This window comes from Niastella caeni, assembly GCF_004834005.1.
GTDB classification, from domain to species: Bacteria; Bacteroidota; Bacteroidia; order Chitinophagales; family Chitinophagaceae; genus Niastella; species Niastella caeni.
Window position 1 is genome coordinate 105,059 of sequence record NZ_STFF01000013.1, and the last position, 24,556, is coordinate 129,614.

Here is a 24,556-nt window from a genome sequence, read left to right on the forward strand (position 1 = left end):
ACATGAAAGCATTAATAATCGAAGATGAACAATTGATTGCAGCCGAAATGCGGGAAACGATTGCCGGTGTTGCGCCTGATATAGAAGTGCTGGATATCATTCCCAGCCTGAAAGCCGCCCGTAAATGGTTCATGAATAACAACGAGCCCGATATACTGTTTATGGACATAAAGCTAAGTGATGGCCTTAGTTTTGAATTATTTGATCAGTTTCAGTTTCAGTGCCCCATCATATTTTGTACTGCATATGAGGAATACGCTATCAGGGCATTTAAAGTAAACGGTGTAGATTACCTGTTAAAACCGGTTCAGGAGGACGATCTGCAAAAGGCCATCGGCAAAGCGCGTAACTTGCGGTCAGGTAACTTTGCTGAATCGGTGGACATGCAGTATCTGATGAATTTTTTCAGCAATCCGGGCGCACGTAAACAGCAATATAAAGAACGCTTTATTATCAATACCAATAACAAGTGGACGCCTGTTGAAACCAGCAACATCGCCGTGTTTTTAAAAGATAACCTTAATTACATATACACATTCAGCGGAGAAAAACATATCTACGACTATTCAGCACTCGATGAGATCGAGGAAGTACTCGATCCGCAGCTATTTTTTCGGGCCAACCGGCAGGCGATCATTCACATCAACGCCATTCAATCTGTTAAACCATTCGGCAACCAAAAATTGATGATACAGGTAAAGCCGCCTTTGAAACTCGAAATCGATGTTAGCCGTGAAAAAGCACCTTTATTGAGGAAATGGATGGATAGATAATTACAACTACACTAACAATACCATGACCCAAACACAAATACAATTAATAAAAAAAAGCTGGCGGCTTTTTCAGCAAATTAAGCCAGAGATCGTTGGCGACGTGTTTTACAGCAAACTATTCGCCATTCACCCGCCCCTGCGGAAAATGTTTGGCGCCGATATGAATACCCAGTACAAAAAGCTGATGGATATGCTGAGCATGATAGTTGCCAGGCTCGATAGCCTCGACGTTATTTCAACAGAAATTCATGAAATGGCTGTTCGCCATGTTAAATACGGAGCTACACCTGCCCATTATAAAATGGTAGGAACTGCCTTGTTATGGACGCTGGAACATGGCCTCGGAAGCGACTGGAGCCCTGAATTAAAAGAGGCCTGGGAAGAATGTTATAGAAAGCTTTCCGACGCAATGTTGAAATTATAATTTCTTTTTTGAAAAAGGATATCATGGAAAGTAAATAGATCTCATATAACGATTTGTGAAATAGTCGATATTTTATCTATCAATTGTTTTGCAGAATAAATACGCTTAAATAATTCCTTTAATTGGTTCAACAATCTGCCGGCGAACTCCACTTTTTTGTAAAGCCTTCCGCCAGCTGGCGGAGGGCTTTGTTTTTTATCTACACCGGATAAGTCGAACCTTTTGATTTCTATAGTATTAAATTTGTGACGTTTCACATTTGCATATATTAGCTTATATGACACCTTAGTTGCAAGACTGGAAGGGAAATGGACAATAAGGAGTATTCAGCTAAGACAGACCGGGCAATTGTCGGCCAGGGATTTTTCAACATTCATTAAGCCTGTTGTTCCTAACATATTTATTGCAGGGATTTTTCAAAATAAAGAAGATTTCAAAAAAGTAACCGAAGAACTGTCGGATGCGGAAGAGATCCTGATCTCAACTATTATTCCTGATATACAAGCCGAAGCCAGGTTTTATATCATGAACGGCGTCGTAATGGACCTGGCCTTTTATGAAGGTTCGGCCGACCTGCAAGCGGGTGAGAAATTTGCAGCCGACTTTATTGCTGAAAATAAAGGCGGCCTGCCCCAGGCAGTTGTTGTAGATATTACATTTAGTGGGCAAACCGGTTGGTTCGTTCTTGAATTTAATGCCTGTTGGGTGCAGGGCTGAATCATTGCAGGGCCGTATAGAACATCACCAATAATTAAGTATTAAGTACTACTTCCGTTACACTATTCTACCTAACATATTAAAGTACAAGCGCCAGACAGATATGGCAGGCGTTTATTTTCGTTGATGTTAATGGAATTCTTCTCAGAATCTTTAACCCCATCTTTAAATCCAATGTATCCTCACCTAACTCTTCCCCGAATTTCTTCAATCAGGATTTTCTTTATGTTTCTTCTTTGTAGTTATGTGAACACGTTGTCGGCCCAGTGTACTACGGGCAGCGCCGCTACCTCTTATACCAGTAATAATGGTAGTCGGGGCGCTATGTTCAATATTACGGCAGGCGCCAGCTCCATTACTATTACCAGTTTTGATGCGAATATATATGGTGGAACAACTGCCCGATATGAAATTTACTATAAGGCTGGTTCATATGTAGGATCAGAAACTACATCGGGCAATTGGACAATGGCGGGTGGCGTTAATAATCTTACTTCTTTAGGTAACAATGTAGCCACACCTATTCCCATCTCGTTGAGCATTACTATTCCCGCTGGCACCACGTATGGATTTTATATCACCAATACAGCTTCGGGCGGACTAAATTATAACAGTTCTGCGACAACAGGGGTAACCCTTGCCAGTAACAGTGATATGACAGTTACCGGCGGTGTAGGGAAATCCTATCCTTTTGGTTCTACTTATTCATACCGGCTTATCAATTGCACTGTACATTATTACACAGGCAGCGTTACCGAAAGCAGTACACTGGCAACAGGTGCCGCAACAAGTCCTGCTTTTACGCAAAATGGCAGCGGTAGTACATTATACAGCGCCGCCTGCGATGCCCTAATAGCCAAAGTAACCGGTACCGGCGCTTCTCCAGCCAACGGCAGCACATTGGCAAGGGTGTGGGTCGATGCTGCACAGCCGGTACAATATGTTAAACGGCATTATCAGATATCTCCTGCCGTTGATGGCTCAGGCAGAGTAACCCTTTATTTTACGGATGCAGAATTTAGTGCATTTAATACACAAAGTCCTGCGCCGCCATTACTGTTACCGGTAAGTACTGATGCAGGCACCATTAACAGCCGTAAAGCCAACCTGCTTATCGAAAGGCGCCCAGGCAGCAGCAGCGATAATACCGGTAACCCCAATACTTATTCCGGTACACCTCAAACCATAGACCCTTCCGATGGAGATATTGTATGGAACAGTTCTGCTGGCAGATGGGAAGTAACCTTTGATGTGTCAGGATTTAGCGGTTTTTTTGTAAAAACTACCTCCGGAATATTACCATTGGAATTACTGAACTTCAACGGCAGTCGTGTCAACGATAGGGTAAAGTTGCAATGGCAAACTGCGCAGGAAACGAATACCGGGGCGTTCATAATAGAAAGAAGCACTGATGGTAGTTACTTTACAGGGATAGCTACCTTAACTGCAAAAGGATACGGTAATAATACTTATGAATACAATGATATTTTGGGCTCAGGCAATCCGGTATATTACCGGCTTAAAATGACCGATCTGGATAACAAATACAAATACTCTAAAATTATACGGATCACCAGCGATGAGGATAAGAAAGAAGCATTACTGGTTGTGTATCCCAGTGTGATAAAAGGTAATACCCGTATAACTATTAAGAGCAATGCCGAAGCGGGTAGTAAGGCCTGTTTTACTGATATTACCGGCAGAATGCTGAAAACAATTACAATCAATAATACTTTCGAAACCGTAGATATAAGCCGGTTCCCGGCAGGTATATATATTCTACGGCTTAACAATGGCGTCACACAAAAAATAATCAAGGAATAGCAGCCGCAAAAAGGCTATTGTATGATCTGAAGTTGATTTATAAATAGTTTTACAGTATAAATACGATAAAAGAATCCTTTTAATTGGTTCGACAATTTGCCGGCGGACTCCATGATGGGAGTAATCGAAAGATTGCTCCTTTTTTTGTAAGTCTTAATAAGTAATTTCACATTTGGTACGCACTGCGTTCCCATTTCTATCGGTATATTCATCTCACCGAAACGAGGTCTTTTCTTTTTTGCACATTCTTCACCCGCTTTTCTATTTACTTTATCAATATCATTGACTTATGTTGCATTATTGTTTACGCATGAAGACGATATCAAGGTTATAAATGAACGAATCACTGTACTCATTATCTTTGCGGCATCTATGGCAAACATGACATACGAAGAACTGGTAAAAAAGCATCCTGGCTCTCTAGTAGAGAAGATCGTGACAGAAGTATTAAGCAAAGATACCGTTGACGTTTACTTTGAAGATGAGGGCGACGAACAGTGGGCAGTAATAAAAGTGCATATCTATGAAGAAGACAAGGAGATGGCGCTCCGGTTACTATCCGATAACAAATGGATATTGCAGTTTGGATACTATGACGACGAGGATGAATTTATTGAACTGCTTCAGCCGCTTACTCAGCCTGAAATCGACCTAATACCCAAGGGCCTTCAAAAGGTCATGCTAAAAGTCGTGACGAGTGAAGAAGGCTTACGGCTCCCGGGAAATTTTTTATCCAGATAGAGTCGGACTTTTATAATACTTCCATCCTGCCGGGTGAACATTTTGAAGAGTTCATTAATAACGAAGTATCTTCCGGTCGTTATAGCTCCGCCAGTGAAGTAGTCAGAACAGCTTTAAGGCTTCTGGAATCAGAAGAATCTAAAAAGAAACAGCTTAATAAAGCCCTTGCCACGGGAGAAACAAGTGGATTCGAAAAGAACTTCGATCCAAAGACTCATTTAAAAAAACTTCATAATAAGATCAAATGAAATCGCTGCGTTTGCCGGAAGATCTTTCAACGACACTGTAATAACCCATTTCGAACAACACTTTTCAATGCTCAGTTTGCTTTAATTGCAACCTGTTTCCTTTGGCTTCAGAGTTTTCATAATACCAAGGGACGCTATCTTTCATGATGATATGTGACTGTAATTCATTTTCATCCAAAGAACTGCAGGAATGAAACTGCATCTCATCAAGCACTACCCATCCTCCGTTTCGGAATGTGTAACAGGTAAGATCGGTAAAGCAAGTTATTTTGTGAATTGAAAAAACTGAAATTTCATCCTTTCCATCATGATTGAGGTCACCTTCATTGGTAACAGCCACTTCTACACCCGTGATATCTTTTATTTCCCCCAACCTGTTTCCCCCGAAACGAAGACTATAATTATAGGTAGCTGTGTCTTCATGATCATCCTCTTCCCCCTTTAGCTGTACTTCCTCCTGCTCCAATTCATGTCTGATAATTCTAACTAGCACCAGGTTTCCTGTATCTGGAATATTATCTCCATCAAAGTTACCGGTAACCTGGAAAATTTCTTTTTTCTCTTGTGCAGTTTTTTCATTAGTTGCCAATTGGGGAGAAAAAATGGCCTGAGTTGAATCAATATTGGTAATAACAGCGCTGCGAACAGATGTTGGTTGGTTGCTTTCATCTGAATTACACGCTATAATAAGTACCATAACAAGAGTGTATACAACTAAAAGAGATTTATGCATGGATCAAAAATAAAATAATAGATAGCTTAATGAATATATGAGCAACTGAAACTAAAAATATTATTGAAATATATTCAATGACTGGTTCGATAGAAGCTTTATATCTCCCATTTCAAGTGTGAGTTACGTTTAACTTAAATTAAACATCTGGTGAAAGTAATTCTAAAAAGACAATAATAGAATGTGCCAAATTTTATCTATCGATTGCTTTACAGTTGCCATACGATTAAATAAAATTTTTAATTGGTTCGAAAATTTGCCGGCTGACTCAACGATTTTATAAAGCCTAGCGTTGCAGGGCTTTATTTAACCGACACCTTACTTATTACGTCAGGTGGAACATGGTTAGATAGTACAGTCAACAATGAGCCTATTATTTGGGGGCTGTTGTCAAGGCCCATATCGGCCACTAACTCATACATATTATCGCCTCGTGCTATCAGTGAGTGTATGTAGTTAATCACCTTATCGGAATGGGTGCGGTTCCATGTGTTCGCAAAGTCTGCAATACCGCTATTCATGGTTTCAATTAATTGTTGCGAAGGAGGGTTTAAGAAAACGATTTGCAGGAAAATATCGGGAAAGGTATTGTAGTAATAGTCAACATCAAAGTGTAGGTTGGTTTTGTTTTTCTTTTCTTTTTTGTATGGCTTCACAAAGTGCATTACTTCTTCAATTGGAAAATTGCCACCCCAATGAAATGCTATGTCGATGGTCGAAACATCCTGGGTGTGAATATTAACTATATCTGCACCTGCTGCATTCCAGTAAATCCATGCCGAATGAGAAGAAGAAGCCGGAGAAATAAATGAAATCATCGCAAACATATTCTCATCTATTTGTTGCAGCCTCAAGTCTTCCTGGCCAACCAACAACATAAAATCATACTTTTCGAATCCACGAATACCTGTCTCTTTACTGCCTTTTTCAAAAAGCTGCCGAGCTAATTTTTGTTTGAAAGTAGGATGAAAATCTCCTGCATATTCATCAAAAAATGTAGCCCACTCAGTTGACCAGTTCTCGTTATTGGTTGTCATGTTCAAGCGTATTATGAGTTGGTTGTAACGTAGCTGTTATTCTTACGGTCAAGATACCTTTTTATCTAAGTGTTCCAACTAATAGAATAAGATACAAAATTTAGTTATATGAAAATATAGTCGTACATCTCATTTGTGGCTGTACTTTTTGCTATTAGAGAAGAAATAAAGAATGCCTCTCCTGATAGTGCTGTTGTTAACAAAAAGATCAAAAAAGCCCACCAGAGTGGGCCTTATACTATTTAATTATAGAGTAAAACATTACTGTCCTAATGCAATGGCATAAGCAAATGCATTATTTGTGGTGGGATTCAGTGGAACGGGTGTAATACTACCGGTGGGGCTAATAATCCAATACATTGCTTGCCCGGGATATTCGCTACCGCAAGCAAATATTTCACCAGTTTGTGTATCTACGGTTACTCCCATTCTGCCAGTTATTTGTTGTCCAAAACCTAAAATGTTAGGCGATCCAAAATCATTGGCCCAATAACAAATATTCTGGTTACTTGTGCCCTGAGTACCTACAACAACCGGATTGCCAAATCCATCAACCGCAACAGCATACCCATATGACATTGTTGGTGAAAGTAATTCAGACCGCACCCCATTTCGCCAAAGTACTCCCTTTTTTGTCCTAAGGCCCGATGAGCCGGTTGCATATACATTTCCTCCGGATGCAACAACACGAACTACAGATGTATTTGATAGCGCTGGTAAAGGAACCAGAACTCCATTCTTCCAGTACGAAGGGTTTGATGCATCCGAATTGGCTATGTATATATCACCATTGTCAATCGATATGCTATTTGCTTCCCCATTACCCAGGTTTATTGCCACTCCATTTTTCCAATATACACCTATATTACTAAACATGTCAATTCTACCTGTCACATATACGTCCCCTGCCCATACTGCAATTCCGGAGGCGAAGGCGGTGAAACTATTGTCATAAGGAAGATAAGTAGGCACTCCATTTTTCCAATATACGGCACTCGTTTTACCAGTAACAGGATCTCCTCCCGTTCCACAGGCATATACATCTGTTCCTACGACAGTGATCCCGTAACAATCTGATCCTCCGGGTAAAGTAACACCAACACCATTTTTCCAGTATTTAGCCTGGCCGCCTTCGCTTCCGGCAACATAAATATCACGGGTTGTTAATGTCGCTAATGAACGATTTTTACTTTCATTAAATAGTGAGTCGGCCTGAGTTTCTACTAAGCCCTTCTTACATGCGAAAGTTTGTAAAAAAATTATTGCGGCTAAAAGTAACTTAAATACACTTGCTGTTCTTTTCATGGTGAATAAAGTTAAATTGTTAAAAATATAATGGTAGGAGCACACTTGAATAGATAGATATATTGTTAGCAAGCATAAATGCCAGCCTGAATAATTTATCCATTCAGTAATTTAAATTGGTACTATAGTTTTAAAGAAAGTCGCAATGCATCGATATCAAGGCATCAGGTTAATAATGATCGGCTTTCATTATGTTTTCGGAAAAACAAGATAAGAATGCAGAAAAAGATAATAATAGTGCAGGAAGACAGAAGTTGTTTGATAATGTTTTCTTCATGATAAGGTTTCTTTTGGTTGATCATCGGATATTGGTGTAAGTTACCATTTTTAAATAGCCATTCAAAATTAAATTTCGATCAATGAAGTTATTATGAAAGCTTCTCAGATGCTTTAGGTGCTGAAGTAATTTTAAAGTCCTATGCCATTCTCACCTTTTCAGGCATCTTTTACCAGTGCCTCAACTCGTTCATTTATGTCATCCAATATTTTTTCATCATATTTTTCAGCAAACCCTTCAAGTTCTTCAGGTGTTATTACGACGTTCTTTATGGAGTTTTATAATGACGAAAGGAAACAATCAAATATAGTATTTATCATTTTGGAGTAAGAGCCGTCCAGCTTAGCAAGTTTGTCTTTAACCAGGAAGCGGGATGGTTGTTTAAAAAATGTTGACATGCGGCTTGAACTCTATCAGTTGATGTGGTGTAAAAATCTTTTCCTCCAGCTTCAATCAGGCCCTTAACCAGTTACCAGCGGATTTCAGCTATTAGCTGGTGGATTTTTGCCAGTCAAGTCGCTGGGTGTATACCCAAAGCGTTTTTTGAAAGCGTATGAAAAGTGCGACAAGTTCTCAAAGCCAACCTCGTAGCAAACGTCAATTGGTTTCTTTTTCTTTTCGACAAATTGGTAATGTGCTAAATCCAAACGCTTTTGTGTAAGCCAGCGCTGGGGTGTGGTATTGAACACCTTTCTAAAATCACGTTTGAAAGTTGTCAGGCTGCGACCCGTGAGATAACCAAATTTTTCTAAGGGCAGATTGAACATGAAGTTCTTTTCCATATAGTCTGCCAAATCAATTTTCCCTGGTTCTTCAAAGTTTGCCAATATGTTGTCAATTGCTTTATCAATTGTCCTGAGAATACTGATCGCTTCTGTGATTTTTAACGTAGCAATATTTTCAGGCAGTTCTTTCATTTCAAAGTAAGGAATTAACGAAGCCATACAACTTTCAAGCAAGGGGTGATTATTGAAGCTATATATTTTAAAGGAATCCGGTGCCTTTGCTGTCACATTCAAGTTGGCGTAAAAATCTCTTAGCCTGTTTGTAGACAAATGCATCACTACTGTTTTATGCGGCTCTCCGTTTGTGGGATAGTTAATGATAGTTGCCAGTTGATTTCTTGGAATTAAAAAAATATCACCTTTCTTAAAAAAATAAGTAGCATCAGCCTGCACAATTTTGGTCTCACCCGAAATGAACCAAATGAGCATATGTTGGTCGAACATAATATCCGATTTGAAAAACTTATCGTCGTAAGACGAAAGTTTAATGTCCTCGGTTATATATTTTGCCTGATAATCCATTGCTTATACTTTAAATTCCCTTCTACACACGGTTAAGATTAAAACAAAAATAGAAATATTCTGATGCTAAACGGCTTCTTTTCTTCTGCCTGTAATGATCACTTTAGCCCCGTTTTCATTAAAAGCTTTTGCTGCGGCATATCCGATGCCGCTGTTGCCACCTGTAATCACGGCAACTTTGTCTTTTAGATTTTTCATCTTAGTATCTTAAGTTGAATCAGATAATGTTGAATATTATACCCGTCATTTCTTCGCTTAGTTTCCATAAGCGTTTGGCGTTTGCTTCATCTAAAGCGTAACGTTTTACGCCATTTGAATTGGAAGTGTCAGAAGCCAATTCGGCAACGTCTGCATCTTCGCAATAAACACCTCCAATATTGTTTAATAAAGGGCTCGTGGCGCACCAGACCGTTGTGGCCGCACCTTGGGGTATAGTTTTTAATGATGCGGCTACTTCCGGTAATAGTTTGCCATCAGCGTCACAGAAACCCATTTTTTGAAATAGTTCCAATGATGCTTCTCTGCCCAGTTCAGTTCCGGCAATAGAACCGGGGTGCAATGAGTAAGCCCTAACATCGAAACTCCTGGCAAGAGTGTCTAACTCAAGGGTAAATAAATTGCTGGCAGTTTTTGATTGCCCGTAAGCCTGCAGGGTTTCGTATTCCCTGTGGAGAAAATTAGGATCGTCAAAATTGAAAGCTGCAAATTGGTGCCCCTGAGAAGATACATTAATTACTCTTGCACCCTCGGCTTTTTTGAGCGCAGGCCAGAGCCTGGCAGTCAATTGAAATTGTGCTAAATAATTGGTGGCCAATTGTGATTCAATGCCACGGCTGTCCTTCCGCAGCGGCACCCACATAATGCCTGCATTATTGACGAGTAAATGAAGCGGTCTGTTCGAAGCCAAAAACTTTTCCGCAAATGCGTTAATGGAATCTGGACTCATTAAATCCATTGTTTCCAATTCTACGTTCCTGACAGCGGACAAATTTCGCTTTGCTTTTTCGATATCTCTTGCAGGCACAATTACCGTTGCTCCTGCTGCTGCCAGGGTTTTGACAGTCTCCAAACCAATACCTGTGTTACCGCCTGTTACGATGGCGATTTTCCCTGTAAGGTCAATTCCTTTGATTACATCACTTGTAGTGGATGTGGCGTTAAATCCAGACTCTATCGAATGCTGCAACGCTCCTTCATAATTGTTTTGTTCCATCTTTTTATTATTTGTTTTCGATGGAACAAAAGTCGGGAGGAAGTTTCGTAGGCACTTTGTTTAAACGTCCGAATTTGCTTTGTTTAAAAGGTCGGATTCTTTAGGCTGTAATGACTCAAACAAAGAAGCAACGCGCCGTTTGCCGATTCCTCCACGAAATTGAAAACCCGCTCTGGTAGCTCCTGTAGCGGTTTTTTTAATTGATCACCACCCCGGATTTTGGATAATCGCTTTATCCCTGTCGAGCTCATACTGACTGATCGGCCACCAATAATAAGAAGGCTTGAACAAATGGGGTGTAGCGGTTTCCACTCTCTCGTAAAAAGCATCCCCATCTTTATTGACGTTCATGCCATGTAAGGTGCCCATCACCTGTGGCGCTATTTTCCAGCGTCTGATGTCGAACCAGCGGTGTCCTTCATATGCCAACTCTATTCGTCTTTCCGCCCAAATCATGCTACGCATATCATTTCTATCAGCCGGCAGGGGAAGTGCATCCTGTCCAATGCCATATTGCGGTATGCCCGCCCGCTCACGAACCATATTGAGATAGCGTACAATATCGGGGTGGCCAGGTTGATACTCATTGAGCGCTTCCGCATAGTTCAGGTACATCTCACCCAAACGGAACAGGATAATGGGCCTGTCCTGTCTTTGTCCGTTTCCGCCGGAGCCTATGTTTGTTCCGGGCCCAACATTTTTTCTTATTAAATAGCCGGTTTTACTATAATCTGTTGGATGTCCATTCTTGCCATTGGGGCCTGAAAGGTAAAAGGTAATTGGCGCCGTGGACCTCATATTTCCGCCCTGCCACATACTGTTATTATAGGTTACCCCATGATAAAACCGGGGTTCCCTGTTCATATACATGTTATAAATAATTTGTCCGTTGACGTTAGTGTAGCCGGTTTCGGAATACAGAGCAGACGCGGCAGGCAATTTTCCATCTTTCATAAAATAGGCATCAACCATCTCCTGCGTAGGGCCGATCCCGCACCAGCCGCCTGCCTGCCTGGGGGTACAATGTACATCCCATTGCGTTACATTATTCGATTTTCGGGCAAAGATCTGCTCATCGTTCCACGATTGAAAATAAATGCCATCCAGCGACTTAATTACATTTCCCGATGGGTCCTTGTACAAGGAATAGATCCCTAAATCGATCACCGCTTTGGCTGCGTCTGCCGCCCGCTTCCATTTTTCAGGATTGTTGACAGGTGATATGAACGGCGTGCCATCGGCCGTTTTAAATGTCGACAGGTCGGTGTTTCCATTATACAAGGGGCTGGCAGCATACAATAATAAGCGCGCTTTTACAGCCAGGGCCATTCCTTTTGTGGCCCTTCCATATTCTGCATCGCTTTGCTGACCATTTCTTTCCGGGTACAACGGAAGCGTTGCTGCGGCCTTGTCTAATTCGCCTGCAACATAGTCAACACAATCATCATACGAACTCCGTGGTATTTGCATTGCACCGGCAACAGCGTCCGGAGGAATGGTTTCTTCCCCCATTAAAACAACCGGCCCGTATTGACGCATTAAACAGAAATAATAATAAGCCCTTAAAAATCTGGCTTCGGCTTTATATTGATCGATCAGCGGCTGTCCGTTCAACTGGAGGATCTCCTCATTTTCATCGATGTGGTTTATAAAGTAAGAGGCAGACCGGATGGCCTGGTAATACGAACCCCATCGCTCGAAGGGAATATTGGAAGGATTCAGATTGCCGATATTCACGGGGTAATTGGGCGACCCTGACCAGGTAAGATCGGCTTCATCACTTGTGCCAACCCAGGGAAAATCATGAATGGCCTCCCATTCATCAGGCACATAGCTGTATATATTGGCCAGGAATTGTTCGGATGTCGCTTTTTTACGGAACACTTCTTCAATAGTGATCCTGTCATTGGGCACCTGGTCGAGGTATTTTTTACAGGCGATAAAAAAACATGTACAGCTTAAAAGAACCAGGCCTTTATATTTGAATAGTTGTACCATTATAGTTACTATTTATTGGGATATAAGCTTTTTAGAATGTGCACCTGAAACCAAAGTTGTAAGTCTTTAAAAGTGGATACTGTGATCCCCTTCCATCTCCCAACTCTACGTCCCAAAGCTTAAAGCCGCTGAACGTACATAAATTGTAGCCGATAAAATAGATGTTCAGATGAGAGGCGCCAATACGCTTCAGCCATTTTTTATTATGCAGATCATAATTTAATTCAGCGGTCTGCAATCGCAGAAAGGCGCCGTTCTTAACCCACCACGAACTGGGTTCAAAGTTCATATTATCATTGCCATAGGTAACACGGGGATACAACGGATGAGGGTTGGGGTTATCGGGCGCCCAACGATCGCTGATCTGGGCTAACAAATTACCACGCTCCCCACCATACGAAAAAGGCCGGAAACCGTCGCCACTCAGAGATATATCAACAGCGCTTATTCCTTTGAACCAGGCGCCTATTGACCAGTTTTTCCAACTAATGGTAGGTCCAAAACCATATACTATTTCCGGTATGCTGCCGTATCCGATCGGCCCCTGGTCATACGCATCGATCTTTCCGTCTTCGTTCAGGTCTGCATATTTGATATCGCCGGGTAAATTGGTACCTACCTGGGTTGGGCTCTTTGCCACTTCCTCTTTCGACTGGAACAATCCCAGTGCCGTATACCCGAATCGCTGGCCCAGTTTACGCCCAATGCGCTGTTGCCAGGGATAAGGCCACAGGGCATTGGCATAGTCAATTACTTTTGACCGGTTCCAGGTAAAATTGCTTTTGAACCCAACTGTAACATTCTTGCCCATCCGTTTATTCATTTCAAGAGTGGCATCTACTCCTTTATTGTTCACAGCGCCTAAATTGGCGTATGGCAAATTGGTAATACCTATAATGGTAGGTACATCTCCGCGCTGACGAAATATGCCTGTTCTTTTTTCCCTGAATAGGTCAACTGTCAAAGACACATCATTTTGCCAGGTTTTAATTTCAACACCCAGGTTGTACTTCGCGGCTTTTTCCCAGGTGACAGTGACTGCATAATCACCGAAATTCAATCCGCCAATATCGTTGTTGACATTATTGCGCCCATAACTATAGCCGTTCTGCCCGTTGATCGTAGAGATATAAGCAAACCTGCGTCCGCCGATGTTGCTGTTGCCCACTTCCCCGTAAGAGAACCGGAGTTTAAAAAATGAAAGCGCGTTTTTAAGCGGCGAGAAGAATTTTTCTTCCGATGCTACCCAGCCTGCTCCGAACGAAGGGAAAAATCCAAACTGATGATCTGGCGCGAATGTCTCCGAACCATTGTACCCAAAGTTTGCTTCGGCGAGGTATTTATTATCGTAGGCATACGTCATTCTTCCGGCTAACCCTATATAACGGAAGGGAATGGAGTTGATAAAGTCCCCGGCAAACGCTTCCACTCTGTCTGACTGGTTGTACAGCAGCATGCCCGTTACTTCATGGTTTCCGAATATGCGGTTATAATTGACGACAGCTTCTGTATAGAACTGCCTGTTTCCCCCATTCGATCTGTTGTACCCTAAGTAATTCGTACCAATGCGGGTTTTATCGAGCAGGAGGCGGCCAGTATTATCTCTACCGGTAGCCAGATAACCGTCAACCGATTTTGTTCTTTGTATATTATGCTGGTTATAATTATCGAAAGAGAACATGGCGGCGAGCGAAAGGCCGTTCAATAAAAAGTTTAAATTTTGGGTGACACGGATATTACTCCACAGTTGGGTCCTGAACTCTGTTGCGTAGCCCGACTGCGTTAACAATGTATAGGGATTATAAATATCGCCTGTACGTAATTGAGAAAAGGCGCCATTCGAATATTTAACCGGGATCGATATGGGCGGTAACACATAGGCGGCATTGAATATGGAACCCGTTGCGTTACCGGGATAGTTACCATTACTGATCCAGCCCGATGCGCCAAAATCAACTTTCATCGTTTTCGTTACATGCAAAGTAAGATTAGCCGTGAAATTGTATCTTTTGAATTTCATGGATGAATTATAATCGGCCAGCTCATCTGTTTTGAACATCCCTGTTTCATTATAGTAACCGACTGATAAATAATATTGTGCTTTTTCAGAACCGCCTGATGCATTCACCCTGGCCCGCTGGTTATGGCCGAACCTGTTAAAGATCACATCGAACCAATTCACATTCGGATACAGGTCGGGGTCGGTCTGGTTGGCTGTTTTGGCTATCCGTTCCAGGGAATAACGCAATGTAGGGTCGTTGGGATTGCTGTTTTTATACGCTTCGTTCGATACCTCCAAATACGTTACCCCGTCGGCAAATTGAGGAAGCCGGGTAAATTCCGTAATACCCTGGTCATATTGTATATTGATTGACCCTTTCCCGTTTTTTCCTTTTTTAGTCTGGATCAGGATTACGCCATTGGCGCCCCGTACGCCATACATGGCAGTGGCGGAAGCATCTTTCAGTATCGTAAAGCTGGCAATGTCTTCAGCATCTACGTTGTTGAACGATCTGTCTACACCATCGACCAATACCAGCGGGGCACTGCTGGTAAATGTAGATATGCCTCTGATGTAGATCTCGGCATTGTCATAACCAGGTTCTCCACTTCGCTGAACCCCGATAATTCCCGCTACGCGGCCGGCAATGCTGTTTGTAAGATTGGCAACAGGTTGCTTTAGTTCTTCTGCTTTGATCGAACTTTGGGCGCCAATGGAAGTGATCTTTTTCTGTGTACCATAACTTACTACAATAACTTCATTTAATTTACTGTCGGTTTTGGAAAGCCTGATCGAAAGATTGGTATTGGCGCCAACGACCACCCGCTCGGTCTTATAACCGATATAGGAGAATAAAAGTGCCGTACCGGCATCAGGCACATCAATTTGAAAAGCGCCATTTGCGTCGGTCATGATCCCGGTGGTTGCATTGCCTTCAATCGTAATGGAAACGCCCTGCATAGCCTGGTTCGTAACACTGTCAGCAACAGTGCCTGTAACGTGTATTAAACTTATAGCAGGTGGGGGTGATAGTTCCCGGTCACTGTTTTCCTTGGGTACTATGAGCACCGTTTTATTGACGATCCGGTATGTTACAAACTGGTCTTTGAAACAGGAATCCAGTATTTCGGGCAGGGCTTTGTTCCTTAAGTGAACCGTAACCGGCCTGAAATACTTTACTGCGGTGTTTTTATAAAGAAAATCTACCCCGGTTTGTCTTCTGAGCGATTCTACTATGGTGGTTAACGGTGCTTTTTTCACGTTTAACGACAGGTCGTTCTGGCAATTGCTTTCAACGGGTATAAACAAAACGTACAGTATTATACAACAGGGAAGCAGTTGGGTAAGTGTATAAGGTTTTATTTGCATATGGCCGTTAGTTTGGTTGAGCGAATACAATTCGGGCATTAATTGGTTACTATAATTGTTCTGTTTGTGATTCTGAAATGTACTTTTCCGATCGACTGAAGATTTTGCAGGATCTCTGAAATAGGTTTATCCCTTGAGAAAGAACCGCCAAAGGTTTCATTTTGGTCAACATTTTCATAAATAACATCAACATTGTACCAACGGCTTATTACTTTCATAATGCTTTTGATGTCCATATCATCAAACAAAAAATAGCCATTCTTCCAGGAGATGGCCTGGTTAATATCTGGTGAATGGTCAATGGTGAATGGTGAATTAGCTTTTACCACAGCCTGTTCGCCGGGCTTTAATATTGACCATTGGCCAGTGACCAGTGACGACAACTTCACCGAGCCTTCTAACAGCGTTGTACGCATGCTTTCTTCATTTTCATAAGCGTTTACGTTAAAGTGCGTTCCCAGCACCTGTATTTCCTGGTTGCCGGAAATGACGGTAAAGGGATGTTGCTTATTGGGCGCCACTTCAAAATAGGCTTCACCGGATAGTTGTACACGGCGCTCAGTTGCTGAAAACCTTATGGGGTAGGTGAGTTTAGTAGCAGCATTTAACCAAATAGCTGTGCCGTCGGGTAACTTAACCTGGTATTGGCCGCCCCGGGGCGTTTCAATGCTGTTGAAGGCTGTTTTGCCTTCGGCTTCCTGCCGGTTAGAAATGGCGTAAACAAGCTGGCCCTGGTCATTTTTAGATACAGCTACACCATTTTGATTGTAGATGATACCGGTCTTTTGCGCATCAAGGATTATTTTTTGCCCGTTGGCCAGCGTTAACACCGCTTGCTCTCTTCCTGGTACGATCGGTGCGGTTACTGTTTGGGGTAGTGATTGTTTTTTTAGCAGGTCGTTTAGCACAATGCTACATGTTATGAGCAATAGCAGGCTGGCCGCAATAGCCGTTAAACGAACTAATTTTCGTACACGGGTTTGATGTGTTTTTACATGGTGTTTGAAGTTATTATATAATTGATCAATCAGGGCCTGGCTATTGCCGGTTGTTTTTATCCAATCCTTCAACCCTTGTGTGCCGTAATCAACCTGGTTATACCAGTTGTCCAGTTCCTGTTGTTCTTTTTCACCGGCCAGTCCTTTACAGTATTGATCAATAAGATAGATAAGTCTTTTCTTTTTCATATGCAATCGTTACTATATTGAACGATTACCAAAGTGCTAACCGTTATCGAAAACCTAAATTTTTTTAAAATAAAAAAGGATTTGTTATTATTATAAGTCAAAGCAATATATCATCATTCAATAAACCTGCATTGTGGCAATAAGCGATTTAGAACTGCTTATACTTTGGCAACAGGGTAATGACAGCGCATTTGAGGCCATCTATAAAAAATATGCCCTGTTGTTGCTTTCCCAGGCCATGCGCAAAACAAATGACCGTGTAATTGCGGAAGAGATGGTTCATAACACATTTATTACGCTATACAAACAAAGGAAGGATGCCGCGAGATTGCATTCGGTAGGGGCTTACCTTTGTACGATCCTGAAAAACAAGATCCTCGATTATTATAAACACGCATCAGTTGTAAAAAAATATGAAGATTTTTTAGCAACCCGTTCGGCCAAAGAAGATCCTTCTATTGAAACGTTACTGGAAGTTAAAGAATTGGAAAAATTGTTGATGGATCATATTGAAAAGCTGCCGCCACAATGTAAAAAGATATTCAAATTGAGCAGGCTGGAATATCTGAGCAATAAAGAAATTGCCGCCAGGTTACAGATCTCCGAAAATACCGTAGAACAACAAATGCGTAAAGCTTTAAAAATACTCCGTTCAACGCTGCTCAAATATGACAAGGAATTTTTTATGCTGGCAGTTTTTCATCTGCTACAATGAAGCCCATTTTTGCTAAACACGTATTTTCGTCATTGCATCAAAGAACTTTTGAGCTTTCATTTACCCCTATAAAAATTATTGGCAACCATTGCCCATAAAAGGAGTGGCTCCTATACTGCAAACGGATATACGTTAGAGCAAAGTCCGAATTGGTAACAATCATAAATAAATCGTATGAATGGTAAGCAATTGATCGCCTGGATTTGTATTTGTTGTATGCTAAGTGCTTTTCAGCCACATGAAGAAAAGCAGGATGTACCTAAGATCGTGAATATTGTAAACTTCATTCGCCTGCTTGAGCCCCGGGATCCTAAAATAACACAGGATGTATTGTACCAAACGGTGGTAAAGCAGGTAGCCATCATGCGAAAAAACCGCTTGGGCGGTACTTTTTTATTGCAATACGATGCATTGATGGATAAACGTTACCAGGCATTGTTAAGCAGTTTGAACAGAGATTCGTTTGAGATCGGCGCCTGGTGGGAACTGCCGCAGCCGCTGGTTGAAAAAGCCGGCATCAAGTGGCGGGGCCGGTATCCATGGGATTGGCACGCAGATGTTGGTTTTTCCACAGGCTATACGCCGGAACAACGCGAAAAACTGATCGATGTGTACATGAATGACTTTAAAAACATATTCGGTTATTATCCGCGGTCGGTGGGTTCCTGGTTCATCGATGCCCATAGTTTGCAGTATATGTATGAAAAGTATAACATCGTAGCTTCCAGTAATTGTAAAGATCAATATGGTACCGACGGGTATACTTTGTGGGGCGGTTACTGGAACCAGGCTTATTATCCCAGCAAGATCAACTCCTATATGCCTGCTCAACATGAACAAAACCAGATCCCCGTGCCAATTTTTCGCATGCTGGGAAGCGATCCCATCAGGCAGTATGATATGGGACTGGGATCTGCGCGGCAGGGTGTTATCACGCTTGAACCAGTATACGAATTTGGTGGGGGAAGTAAAGACTGGGTGAACTGGTTCTTTACCACTTTTACGAATGATCCGTCTTTAGGTTTCAATTATACACAGGCAGGCCAGGAAAATTCATTTACCTGGGATGGCATGTCGAAAGGGTTTGAGATACAAATGCCGCTGATAGCGCGTTTGCGCGATGAACATAAGATCAGGGTGGAAACAATGGAAGCTTCTGGCCGCTGGTTCAGAAAAAAATATAAAGTAACCCCGGTTACAAGTTTTTCAGTTGATAAAGACCTGGAAGGAAGCGATCTGAAAACAATATGGTTTAACAGCCGTTTTTATAGGATCAACATTTTATGGGAACACGGTACCTTGCGAATACGCGATGTTCACCTGTTCAATGAAAACCTTCCCTCGGTATACGAAACGCAGCCTGTAACCGAAAACGAATGCCGTTTTTTTACGCTGCCATTTGTAGACGGCTATATCTGGAGCAAACCCGAACAGCTTGCCGGCCTGCGGTTAAAGGCAGTCATAGATGGCAAAGTAATTTCTTTGGAAGGCGGCGATCCGAAATTTATACCGCGCCGGCGCGGTACTGGGCCTGCCACCATGCACATCAGTTGGCCTTTGCAAACCGTAAAGGGCAGCGTGGAAATCGATCTGAATGAAAAAAACATGGAGATAAAATTAAAAAGCAACCGGGCTTTGAACTGGTTTTTGGATTTGAACACCTCCGCTGGCGCACAATTGCCTTTTGGATCGGTCAGCGGCACGACCCTTGATTGTAATTTTGAAGGTATGCATTACAACATCCGGGCAGCAAAAGGCAGTTTTTCAAAACCGGGCAACGGATCCGTATTGCGCATACAACCTCAATCCAATTCGATCAATTTGATCTTTTAGATGTCAGCAGCACATATAATTATAGTCCTGTCACTTCTCTTTTTAAGCTAAATTAGGCGTAATACACCGGGCTTGCGTTTTTATCGGTTATGGTGATAATTTACCATTTTGTCCCCGCAATTTTATTAATTCCTCCCCTGTACAATAGTAAATCTATTGGCATTTTGCAGTTGGCTGCCGGTTTCGTTCATGGGATGTTTTGCTATTCTGGTAACCGGCATCTTTTTAACCAAAATTAACCCATATGAAAAATGCACTTCTTTTATTCCCTTTTACGGGACTATTGGTCTTAGTGATGGCTTGTAGCAAAAATAACAGCGGCTCCGAACCAACGACAACTACCGAAGAAGAAAAGCTGCCAACCGTAATCGCCGATAAAGTGAAAGATATTACTACGTCGGCTGCGATTTTTTTCGGTAAAATAACCAACAAGGGTGGCGCCATTACCGACAGGGGCATTTATTGGGGCAAAGAAGCTAACCCCACCGGAAACAAAATTTCTTCAACTGCTTATAGATCAGATGGTGAATTTGAGGTTTCTATAAAAGAGCTGACACCTAATACTACTTATTACGTGCGCGGCTATGCTACCAACAGCAGGGGTACTGCTTATACCAATGATGTTCAGTTTACAACCAACCAGGTGCCCGGTGCTGAGCTTTTTACCGATACTATGTTTGCAGCGGGGGCCACTACCGTGTTTGTGGCAGGAAAAGTGGTAGATGCAAAAGGCATAACGCAAAAAGAAACAGGTATCTGCATCAGCAAAAATGCCGATCCATCCATTAACGACACTAAAGTAGCGGCTCCAGGCAGCGTGCAACCCTTTTTTTTACGCATTAATGGCCTGGAACCTGCAACTGAATATTATATAAGATCGTATTCTACCAACATACATGGGAATACATTTTATGGTCAGAATGTAAAAGTGTCGACCATCCAAAAGGGAAATGTAACGTATACCCTCACTCAAAATCCAAATCCTACCGACGAAGAAAAAGCCGCCTATGCCCGAATAAAGGTTGCGTTTGACGAAGCGGTCGCTTACTACAACAATTTCACTTCTATAACCAAAATACTCAACGTTAATTATGTGCCGGGGGTGCCTACTGCCGATGCCAATATAAACGGAACTATAAGAGTTGGTTCCAACACCGGATACCAGCGCACCGGTACCGCGCTGCACGAAATAGCACATGCTGTAGGTGTTGGTCAACATACGTTCTGGACAAATACCCTTATTAAAAACGGGTTGTACCAGGGTGGGTTTGCCAACAGCATACTGCGTTTCATGACCCGCACTCCGGCTGAAGCCCTGAAGGGTGATAACCTGCATTTCTGGCCTTATGGCATCAATGGCGCCCATGAAGATAACGGACAGGAGATGCTTTACATCACAAACGTACTCATAATGCAGGGTATGAAAAAAGACGGCCTGCCAAGCAGCTATTAACCTGCCAGTAGAAATTTGGCAATTTCACGCTGATGGGCTATATAAATTAAAATGCAGCCAGGCTTTGAATTGGTTCTGCAATCTGCCGGCGGACTCCACTTAAGGAAATGGTCAAATTTGATCATTCTCTTTTTTTGTGTGCGCCAGGCATGGTTATAAGCTCTAAGGTGCAAGATCCCTGCTCCCCGAATTTACATCAAACAAAAACTCAACAAGGTTTGTCTCCGTAGGCAATCCCAGTTTCTTCCTTAACCGGTAGCGGCTTATTTCAACACCTCTTACTGAGATGCTCATCAGTTGGGCGATTTCTTTTGTTGAAAGGTTCATTCGCAAATAGGCACACAATTTTAATTCATGAGGTTTTAGCGATGGATACTTTTCTTTCAGCACATTTAAAAAATCGCTGTGAACGTGGTTGAAATGATGCGAAAACTGTTCCCATTCATCATTGAGCTTTTCTTCGTCGCCTAACACTTTCAGTATCTTTTTTAATTCCGGCATTTCTTCTGCGGCTTTACCCGATTTTTGCAGTTGCTGTAATTCTGTTTTTAACTTCAGAATAAACTCTTTCCTATGAACAAGGTTCATTGCCGAAGAAGCGAGCTCTGCATTTTTATGGGCGATCTCGTTCTCCAACTTTTCATTTTGTAAACGAATGATCTCTTTCTCCGACTTTTCTAACTCGATCTGGTGCTGATAGGCCATTTGCTTTTGTTCCTCTTCGTATTTTTTCTGATCGGCTATACGGCGTTGTTCCTGTTTAACCTGGTGCTTTTTGGCCTGGTACCTGAATAAACAATACAGGAAAAAGGCAACTATAACTCCATATAAAATATATGACCATATCGTTCTGTACCACGGCGGTGTAATGGCAAATGTATAACTGCATTCATTCGATATGTTGTCACTGTTATTTTTTGCTTTTAACCGGAAGGTATATGAACCCGCAGGGAGGTTGGTATAGTCTTTTTCCGGCTTTTTTGTCCATTCGCTCCAGCCTTTATCAAAACCTTCCAGGTAATAGCTGTATTCAATGCCAGGCTGCAGGCCATATAAGGAAGCAGCATAAGAAAAATGAAAAGAATTCCATGTAAACGAAACAGCAGCTGTTCTCGTTTTTACGGCACTGTCATTTGTATCGTAGCCGCCATATAAAACACTGTCTTTACCGGAAAATATTTTTACTGCCGTGATATACACTTTAAAAGGACGGATGTTTTGACGGTACTTTTCATAATTAATATGATAGAAACCATTTTCAGCCCCTATAAAAATGTTCTGGTTGTTAAACGGATATACATTTTCAAAACCACTTAATATCCTGTTCTTTAATTCGGAGATATAAACAATAACCGGTTCCCTGGAACTATAATCCGCTACGCCGGGTGATTTATCCTGCACAAACCAGATGTTGCCCCGGGCATCGTCTTTAAGGTATCGGATGGGCCTGTCGCCAAACACACGGGCATAGGTGGGCGAAGGTGACATAGTGCCTGATCTTTCATCATATTCATAAATTCCTTTTACCGTGGCTACCACGATCTTTCCCTTTATTTTAAAAACATGGTTGTTTAATGAAGAGGGTAAACCTTCTTTGTCAGTAAACAACTTAATTGAATAATCCGGCAGGCTGATCTTATAAACGCCCCGGTAGGGATGTGAAACCCATATATTCTTTTCATCGGTTTCAAGATACCGGGCCGATTCATTAAACTTTTCAATGCTGCCTTTGTCGATATAATTTCCTTTATTATTTTCAAATAAGCGAATTCCCCGATAGTTACCGGCCGCAAAGAATCGACTGGCTGAGCCAGGCAGTTGTTGAAAGGTCCAGAATCCCGTTTCTGCCGTCACTAAACGGCTACCATTGCCCGAAATATTCCAGAAACCATCATCGCGACCGGCAAGGATGTTGTTGCCGGATACATTCAAATTCCAGGTTTGGCCCCCAATCAGTGGCTGAAGGTTATCTGGTAAAGTTGTAAAGTCATTGGTTTGTTGAAAGGGCGCTCGCAGCACGCCGGTCGATAAAGCAAAATACAGGTTGTTACCCAGCGCTTTTACCCCATATCCGCCACCATTATTGAATGATGCCGGATTGATATGTTTTATGGCATTACTAAAAGCAATAAAGCTTAAGCCATTATCGAGCCCCAGCCAAATGTTGTTTGTGGCATCGCAAAACAGCCGGCGGATGGTATTGTTTTGTAAACCGCTTTTCACTGAAATGTTTTCAAGCACCCATCCTTGTTTGTTGATCAGGTAAACGCCGTTGAAATACGTGCCCGCCAGAAAATGACTCGCATCAATGGTTGTTAATGCCGTGAAGTGCTGCTGCCCGGTCGTTGCATTTTTTACATGGAAAGGCTGCAATATATTATTATATAAATAATATAATCCGTTCCCCGATGTACAAACCAGGCTGGTATCCTTACCAAAAGGGATCATATCAGTGATAAAAAAATTGGCAGGCAGGGTTTCCCGGGGTATGAAGGTTTCCCATTGCCCGTTCCTATACCTGAGCACACCCGCTTTTTCATCAAGGGCGATCAACTGGTTGTGGTGTTTGCGTAACGAAAGCCAGGAAGAAATAGGAGGGTGGGCAATAAGCCTGTTATTCGATAGCCTGAAAATTTTGTAGGTAGTGCGGAAGAAAACGTCGTCGCCCAGTGTTACAATATCCCAAACGTCGGCAAATGTTTTTTCAGTATCAGTAAGCAGTGGCTTTAACGACGTGTAAACAAGCTTTCCGGCAGGGTCGGGGGCAAAATAACCCATTTCGTCCTGGGCGCCGGCATACAACCTGCCGTCTTTACCGAATTCAATTGATCTTAAAATAGTATTGTTGGGAACAGGATAAAGCTGCCAGGTTGTCCCATCATATACCAGCAAGCCTTCGTTATTGGCTACATATATCCTGCCTTTACCATCCTGTTTGATCGCCCAGTTTTGTGCACCGCCATTATATTCCTGTTTTGAGAAATTGACCATTTCCCTTTGTCCAATAAACGACTGCCCCTTGCCCTGTGTGGCAATAAACAGCAGTAGCTTTAAAACAAGCCCAAACCAGGTACATCTGTTCGATTTTTTGATTTTCATATGGCAGATGTAGTACAGATGTAGTAAAACATGCTCAAATGTAACATTTTAAAAAGGATTGTGTAGTGCTGATGTAGCCTAAAAATTGTACCGGCCGGGCGGGCAAAATACCTTTACTGAGCGGTTAAACTTACCAGGAGTTATACAGTTTTTTAACATTACAGTTTTTAACGATTGCTGCCATTATGAGTAAATTATTATCATTCCCACTTTTTGCAGGTTACCCAAACCTGTTTAAACATTTCTTTCATTGTCATCCTCCTCTCATTAAAGATTTTAAAATTTATCTGTACAAACTGGCA

18 protein-coding genes and 1 pseudogene are annotated in these 24,556 nt (G+C 42.0%); 9 read left to right on the plus strand and 10 right to left on the minus strand.

Annotated elements, in window-relative coordinates:
• The first annotated feature begins 2 nt into the window (after positions 1 to 2).
• The 6 genes from FAM09_RS28600 (at position 3) to FAM09_RS28625 (ending at position 4,727) form a co-directional block, all read left to right on the plus strand.
• Positions 3 to 773: a LytR/AlgR family response regulator transcription factor gene (locus FAM09_RS28600; protein WP_136580595.1), complete on the plus strand. Its 771-nt coding sequence runs from the start codon at positions 3 to 5 to the stop codon at positions 771 to 773.
• A gap of 22 nt (positions 774 to 795) precedes the next feature.
• Complete coding sequence (locus tag FAM09_RS28605) at positions 796 to 1,197, plus strand: globin domain-containing protein (protein ID WP_136580596.1); 402 nt, start codon at positions 796 to 798, stop codon at positions 1,195 to 1,197.
• Positions 1,198 to 1,521: 324 nt separating this feature from the next.
• Positions 1,522 to 1,914: an ATP-grasp domain-containing protein gene (locus FAM09_RS28610; protein ID WP_262711688.1), complete on the plus strand. Its 393-nt coding sequence runs from the start codon at positions 1,522 to 1,524 to the stop codon at positions 1,912 to 1,914.
• A 225-nt stretch (positions 1,915 to 2,139) separates the two neighbouring features.
• Entirely contained in the window at positions 2,140 to 3,738 is a 1,599-nt protein-coding gene (locus FAM09_RS28615; protein WP_166437301.1) for a T9SS type A sorting domain-containing protein, read from the plus strand.
• A gap of 381 nt (positions 3,739 to 4,119) precedes the next feature.
• Positions 4,120 to 4,479: a hypothetical protein gene (locus tag FAM09_RS28620; RefSeq protein WP_136580599.1), complete on the plus strand. Its 360-nt coding sequence runs from the start codon at positions 4,120 to 4,122 to the stop codon at positions 4,477 to 4,479.
• A 26-nt stretch (positions 4,480 to 4,505) separates the two neighbouring features.
• Positions 4,506 to 4,727 carry a type II toxin-antitoxin system ParD family antitoxin gene (locus FAM09_RS28625; RefSeq protein ID WP_262711689.1) on the plus strand — a complete coding sequence of 74 codons (222 nt, stop codon included), beginning with the start codon at positions 4,506 to 4,508 and terminating at the stop codon, positions 4,725 to 4,727.
• A gap of 64 nt (positions 4,728 to 4,791) precedes the next feature.
• Here FAM09_RS28625 and FAM09_RS28630 read toward each other — a convergent pair whose 3' ends face one another.
• From FAM09_RS28630 to FAM09_RS28670, 9 genes and pseudogenes are all read right to left on the minus strand, one after another.
• Positions 4,792 to 5,424: a hypothetical protein gene (locus tag FAM09_RS28630; protein WP_136580600.1), complete on the minus strand. Its 633-nt coding sequence runs from the start codon at positions 5,422 to 5,424 to the stop codon at positions 4,792 to 4,794.
• A gap of 338 nt (positions 5,425 to 5,762) precedes the next feature.
• Positions 5,763 to 6,497: a hypothetical protein gene (locus FAM09_RS28635; protein WP_136580601.1), complete on the minus strand. Its 735-nt coding sequence runs from the start codon at positions 6,495 to 6,497 to the stop codon at positions 5,763 to 5,765.
• A gap of 261 nt (positions 6,498 to 6,758) precedes the next feature.
• Positions 6,759 to 7,802 (minus strand): hypothetical protein, encoded by a 1,044-nt coding sequence (locus FAM09_RS28640; RefSeq protein ID WP_136580602.1) that lies wholly within the window; start codon positions 7,800 to 7,802, stop codon positions 6,759 to 6,761.
• Between the two features lie 759 nt (positions 7,803 to 8,561).
• Positions 8,562 to 9,386, minus strand: a complete 825-nt coding sequence (locus FAM09_RS28645; RefSeq protein ID WP_136580603.1) for a helix-turn-helix domain-containing protein — start codon at positions 9,384 to 9,386, stop codon at positions 8,562 to 8,564.
• A gap of 69 nt (positions 9,387 to 9,455) precedes the next feature.
• Positions 9,456 to 9,584 (minus strand): annotated as a pseudogene (locus tag FAM09_RS28650) (SDR family NAD(P)-dependent oxidoreductase); the annotation flags it as partial.
• A gap of 19 nt (positions 9,585 to 9,603) precedes the next feature.
• Positions 9,604 to 10,599, minus strand: coding sequence for an SDR family NAD(P)-dependent oxidoreductase (locus FAM09_RS28655; RefSeq protein ID WP_136580605.1), 996 nt, complete (start codon positions 10,597 to 10,599; stop codon positions 9,604 to 9,606).
• 204 nt (positions 10,600 to 10,803) lie between these two features.
• On the minus strand, positions 10,804 to 12,597 hold the full coding sequence (locus FAM09_RS28660) for a RagB/SusD family nutrient uptake outer membrane protein (protein ID WP_136580606.1): 1,794 nt from the start codon (positions 12,595 to 12,597) through the stop codon (positions 10,804 to 10,806).
• 31 nt (positions 12,598 to 12,628) lie between these two features.
• Positions 12,629 to 15,967, minus strand: a complete 3,339-nt coding sequence (locus tag FAM09_RS28665) for a TonB-dependent receptor (RefSeq protein ID WP_166437302.1) — start codon at positions 15,965 to 15,967, stop codon at positions 12,629 to 12,631.
• 38 nt (positions 15,968 to 16,005) lie between these two features.
• Positions 16,006 to 17,154, minus strand: a complete 1,149-nt coding sequence (locus FAM09_RS28670) for a FecR family protein (RefSeq protein ID WP_136580608.1) — start codon at positions 17,152 to 17,154, stop codon at positions 16,006 to 16,008.
• A 133-nt stretch (positions 17,155 to 17,287) separates the two neighbouring features.
• On the opposite strand from FAM09_RS28670, the gene FAM09_RS28675 reads away from it, so the two are divergent.
• The 3 genes from FAM09_RS28675 (at position 17,288) to FAM09_RS28685 (ending at position 21,155) form a co-directional block, all read left to right on the plus strand.
• On the plus strand, positions 17,288 to 17,869 hold the full coding sequence (locus tag FAM09_RS28675) for an RNA polymerase sigma factor (RefSeq protein ID WP_166437303.1): 582 nt from the start codon (positions 17,288 to 17,290) through the stop codon (positions 17,867 to 17,869).
• A gap of 174 nt (positions 17,870 to 18,043) precedes the next feature.
• The gene (locus FAM09_RS28680) at positions 18,044 to 19,702 is read left to right on the plus strand and encodes a hypothetical protein (RefSeq protein WP_208025674.1); all 1,659 of its coding nucleotides are present in this window, start codon (positions 18,044 to 18,046) and stop codon (positions 19,700 to 19,702) included.
• A 244-nt stretch (positions 19,703 to 19,946) separates the two neighbouring features.
• Positions 19,947 to 21,155: a hypothetical protein gene (locus FAM09_RS28685; RefSeq protein ID WP_136580610.1), complete on the plus strand. Its 1,209-nt coding sequence runs from the start codon at positions 19,947 to 19,949 to the stop codon at positions 21,153 to 21,155.
• A gap of 162 nt (positions 21,156 to 21,317) precedes the next feature.
• Here FAM09_RS28685 and FAM09_RS28690 read toward each other — a convergent pair whose 3' ends face one another.
• A complete protein-coding gene (locus tag FAM09_RS28690; RefSeq protein ID WP_136580611.1) occupies positions 21,318 to 24,254 on the minus strand; it encodes a ligand-binding sensor domain-containing protein in 2,937 nt (978 codons plus the stop codon).
• Positions 24,255 to 24,556: the final 302 nt, after the last annotated feature.

Coding starts and splice junctions, on each gene's coding strand:
- FAM09_RS28600 (WP_136580595.1), top strand. CDS start 3: ATGAAAGCATTAATAATCGAAGATGAACAATTGATTGCAGCCGAAATG.
- FAM09_RS28605 (WP_136580596.1), top strand. CDS start 796: ATGACCCAAACACAAATACAATTAATAAAAAAAAGCTGGCGGCTTTTT.
- FAM09_RS28615 (WP_166437301.1), top strand. CDS start 2,140: ATGTTTCTTCTTTGTAGTTATGTGAACACGTTGTCGGCCCAGTGTACT.
- FAM09_RS28620 (WP_136580599.1), top strand. CDS start 4,120: ATGACATACGAAGAACTGGTAAAAAAGCATCCTGGCTCTCTAGTAGAG.
- FAM09_RS28630 (WP_136580600.1), bottom strand. CDS start 5,424: ATGGTACTTATTATAGCGTGTAATTCAGATGAAAGCAACCAACCAACA.
- FAM09_RS28635 (WP_136580601.1), bottom strand. CDS start 6,497: ATGACAACCAATAACGAGAACTGGTCAACTGAGTGGGCTACATTTTTT.
- FAM09_RS28640 (WP_136580602.1), bottom strand. CDS start 7,802: ATGAAAAGAACAGCAAGTGTATTTAAGTTACTTTTAGCCGCAATAATT.
- FAM09_RS28645 (WP_136580603.1), bottom strand. CDS start 9,386: ATGGATTATCAGGCAAAATATATAACCGAGGACATTAAACTTTCGTCT.
- FAM09_RS28655 (WP_136580605.1), bottom strand. CDS start 10,599: ATGGAACAAAACAATTATGAAGGAGCGTTGCAGCATTCGATAGAGTCT.
- FAM09_RS28660 (WP_136580606.1), bottom strand. CDS start 12,597: ATGGTACAACTATTCAAATATAAAGGCCTGGTTCTTTTAAGCTGTACA.
- FAM09_RS28665 (WP_166437302.1), bottom strand. CDS start 15,967: ATGCAAATAAAACCTTATACACTTACCCAACTGCTTCCCTGTTGTATA.
- FAM09_RS28670 (WP_136580608.1), bottom strand. CDS start 17,154: ATGAAAAAGAAAAGACTTATCTATCTTATTGATCAATACTGTAAAGGA.
- FAM09_RS28680 (WP_208025674.1), top strand. CDS start 18,044: ATGAATGGTAAGCAATTGATCGCCTGGATTTGTATTTGTTGTATGCTA.
- FAM09_RS28685 (WP_136580610.1), top strand. CDS start 19,947: ATGAAAAATGCACTTCTTTTATTCCCTTTTACGGGACTATTGGTCTTA.
- FAM09_RS28690 (WP_136580611.1), bottom strand. CDS start 24,254: ATGAAAATCAAAAAATCGAACAGATGTACCTGGTTTGGGCTTGTTTTA.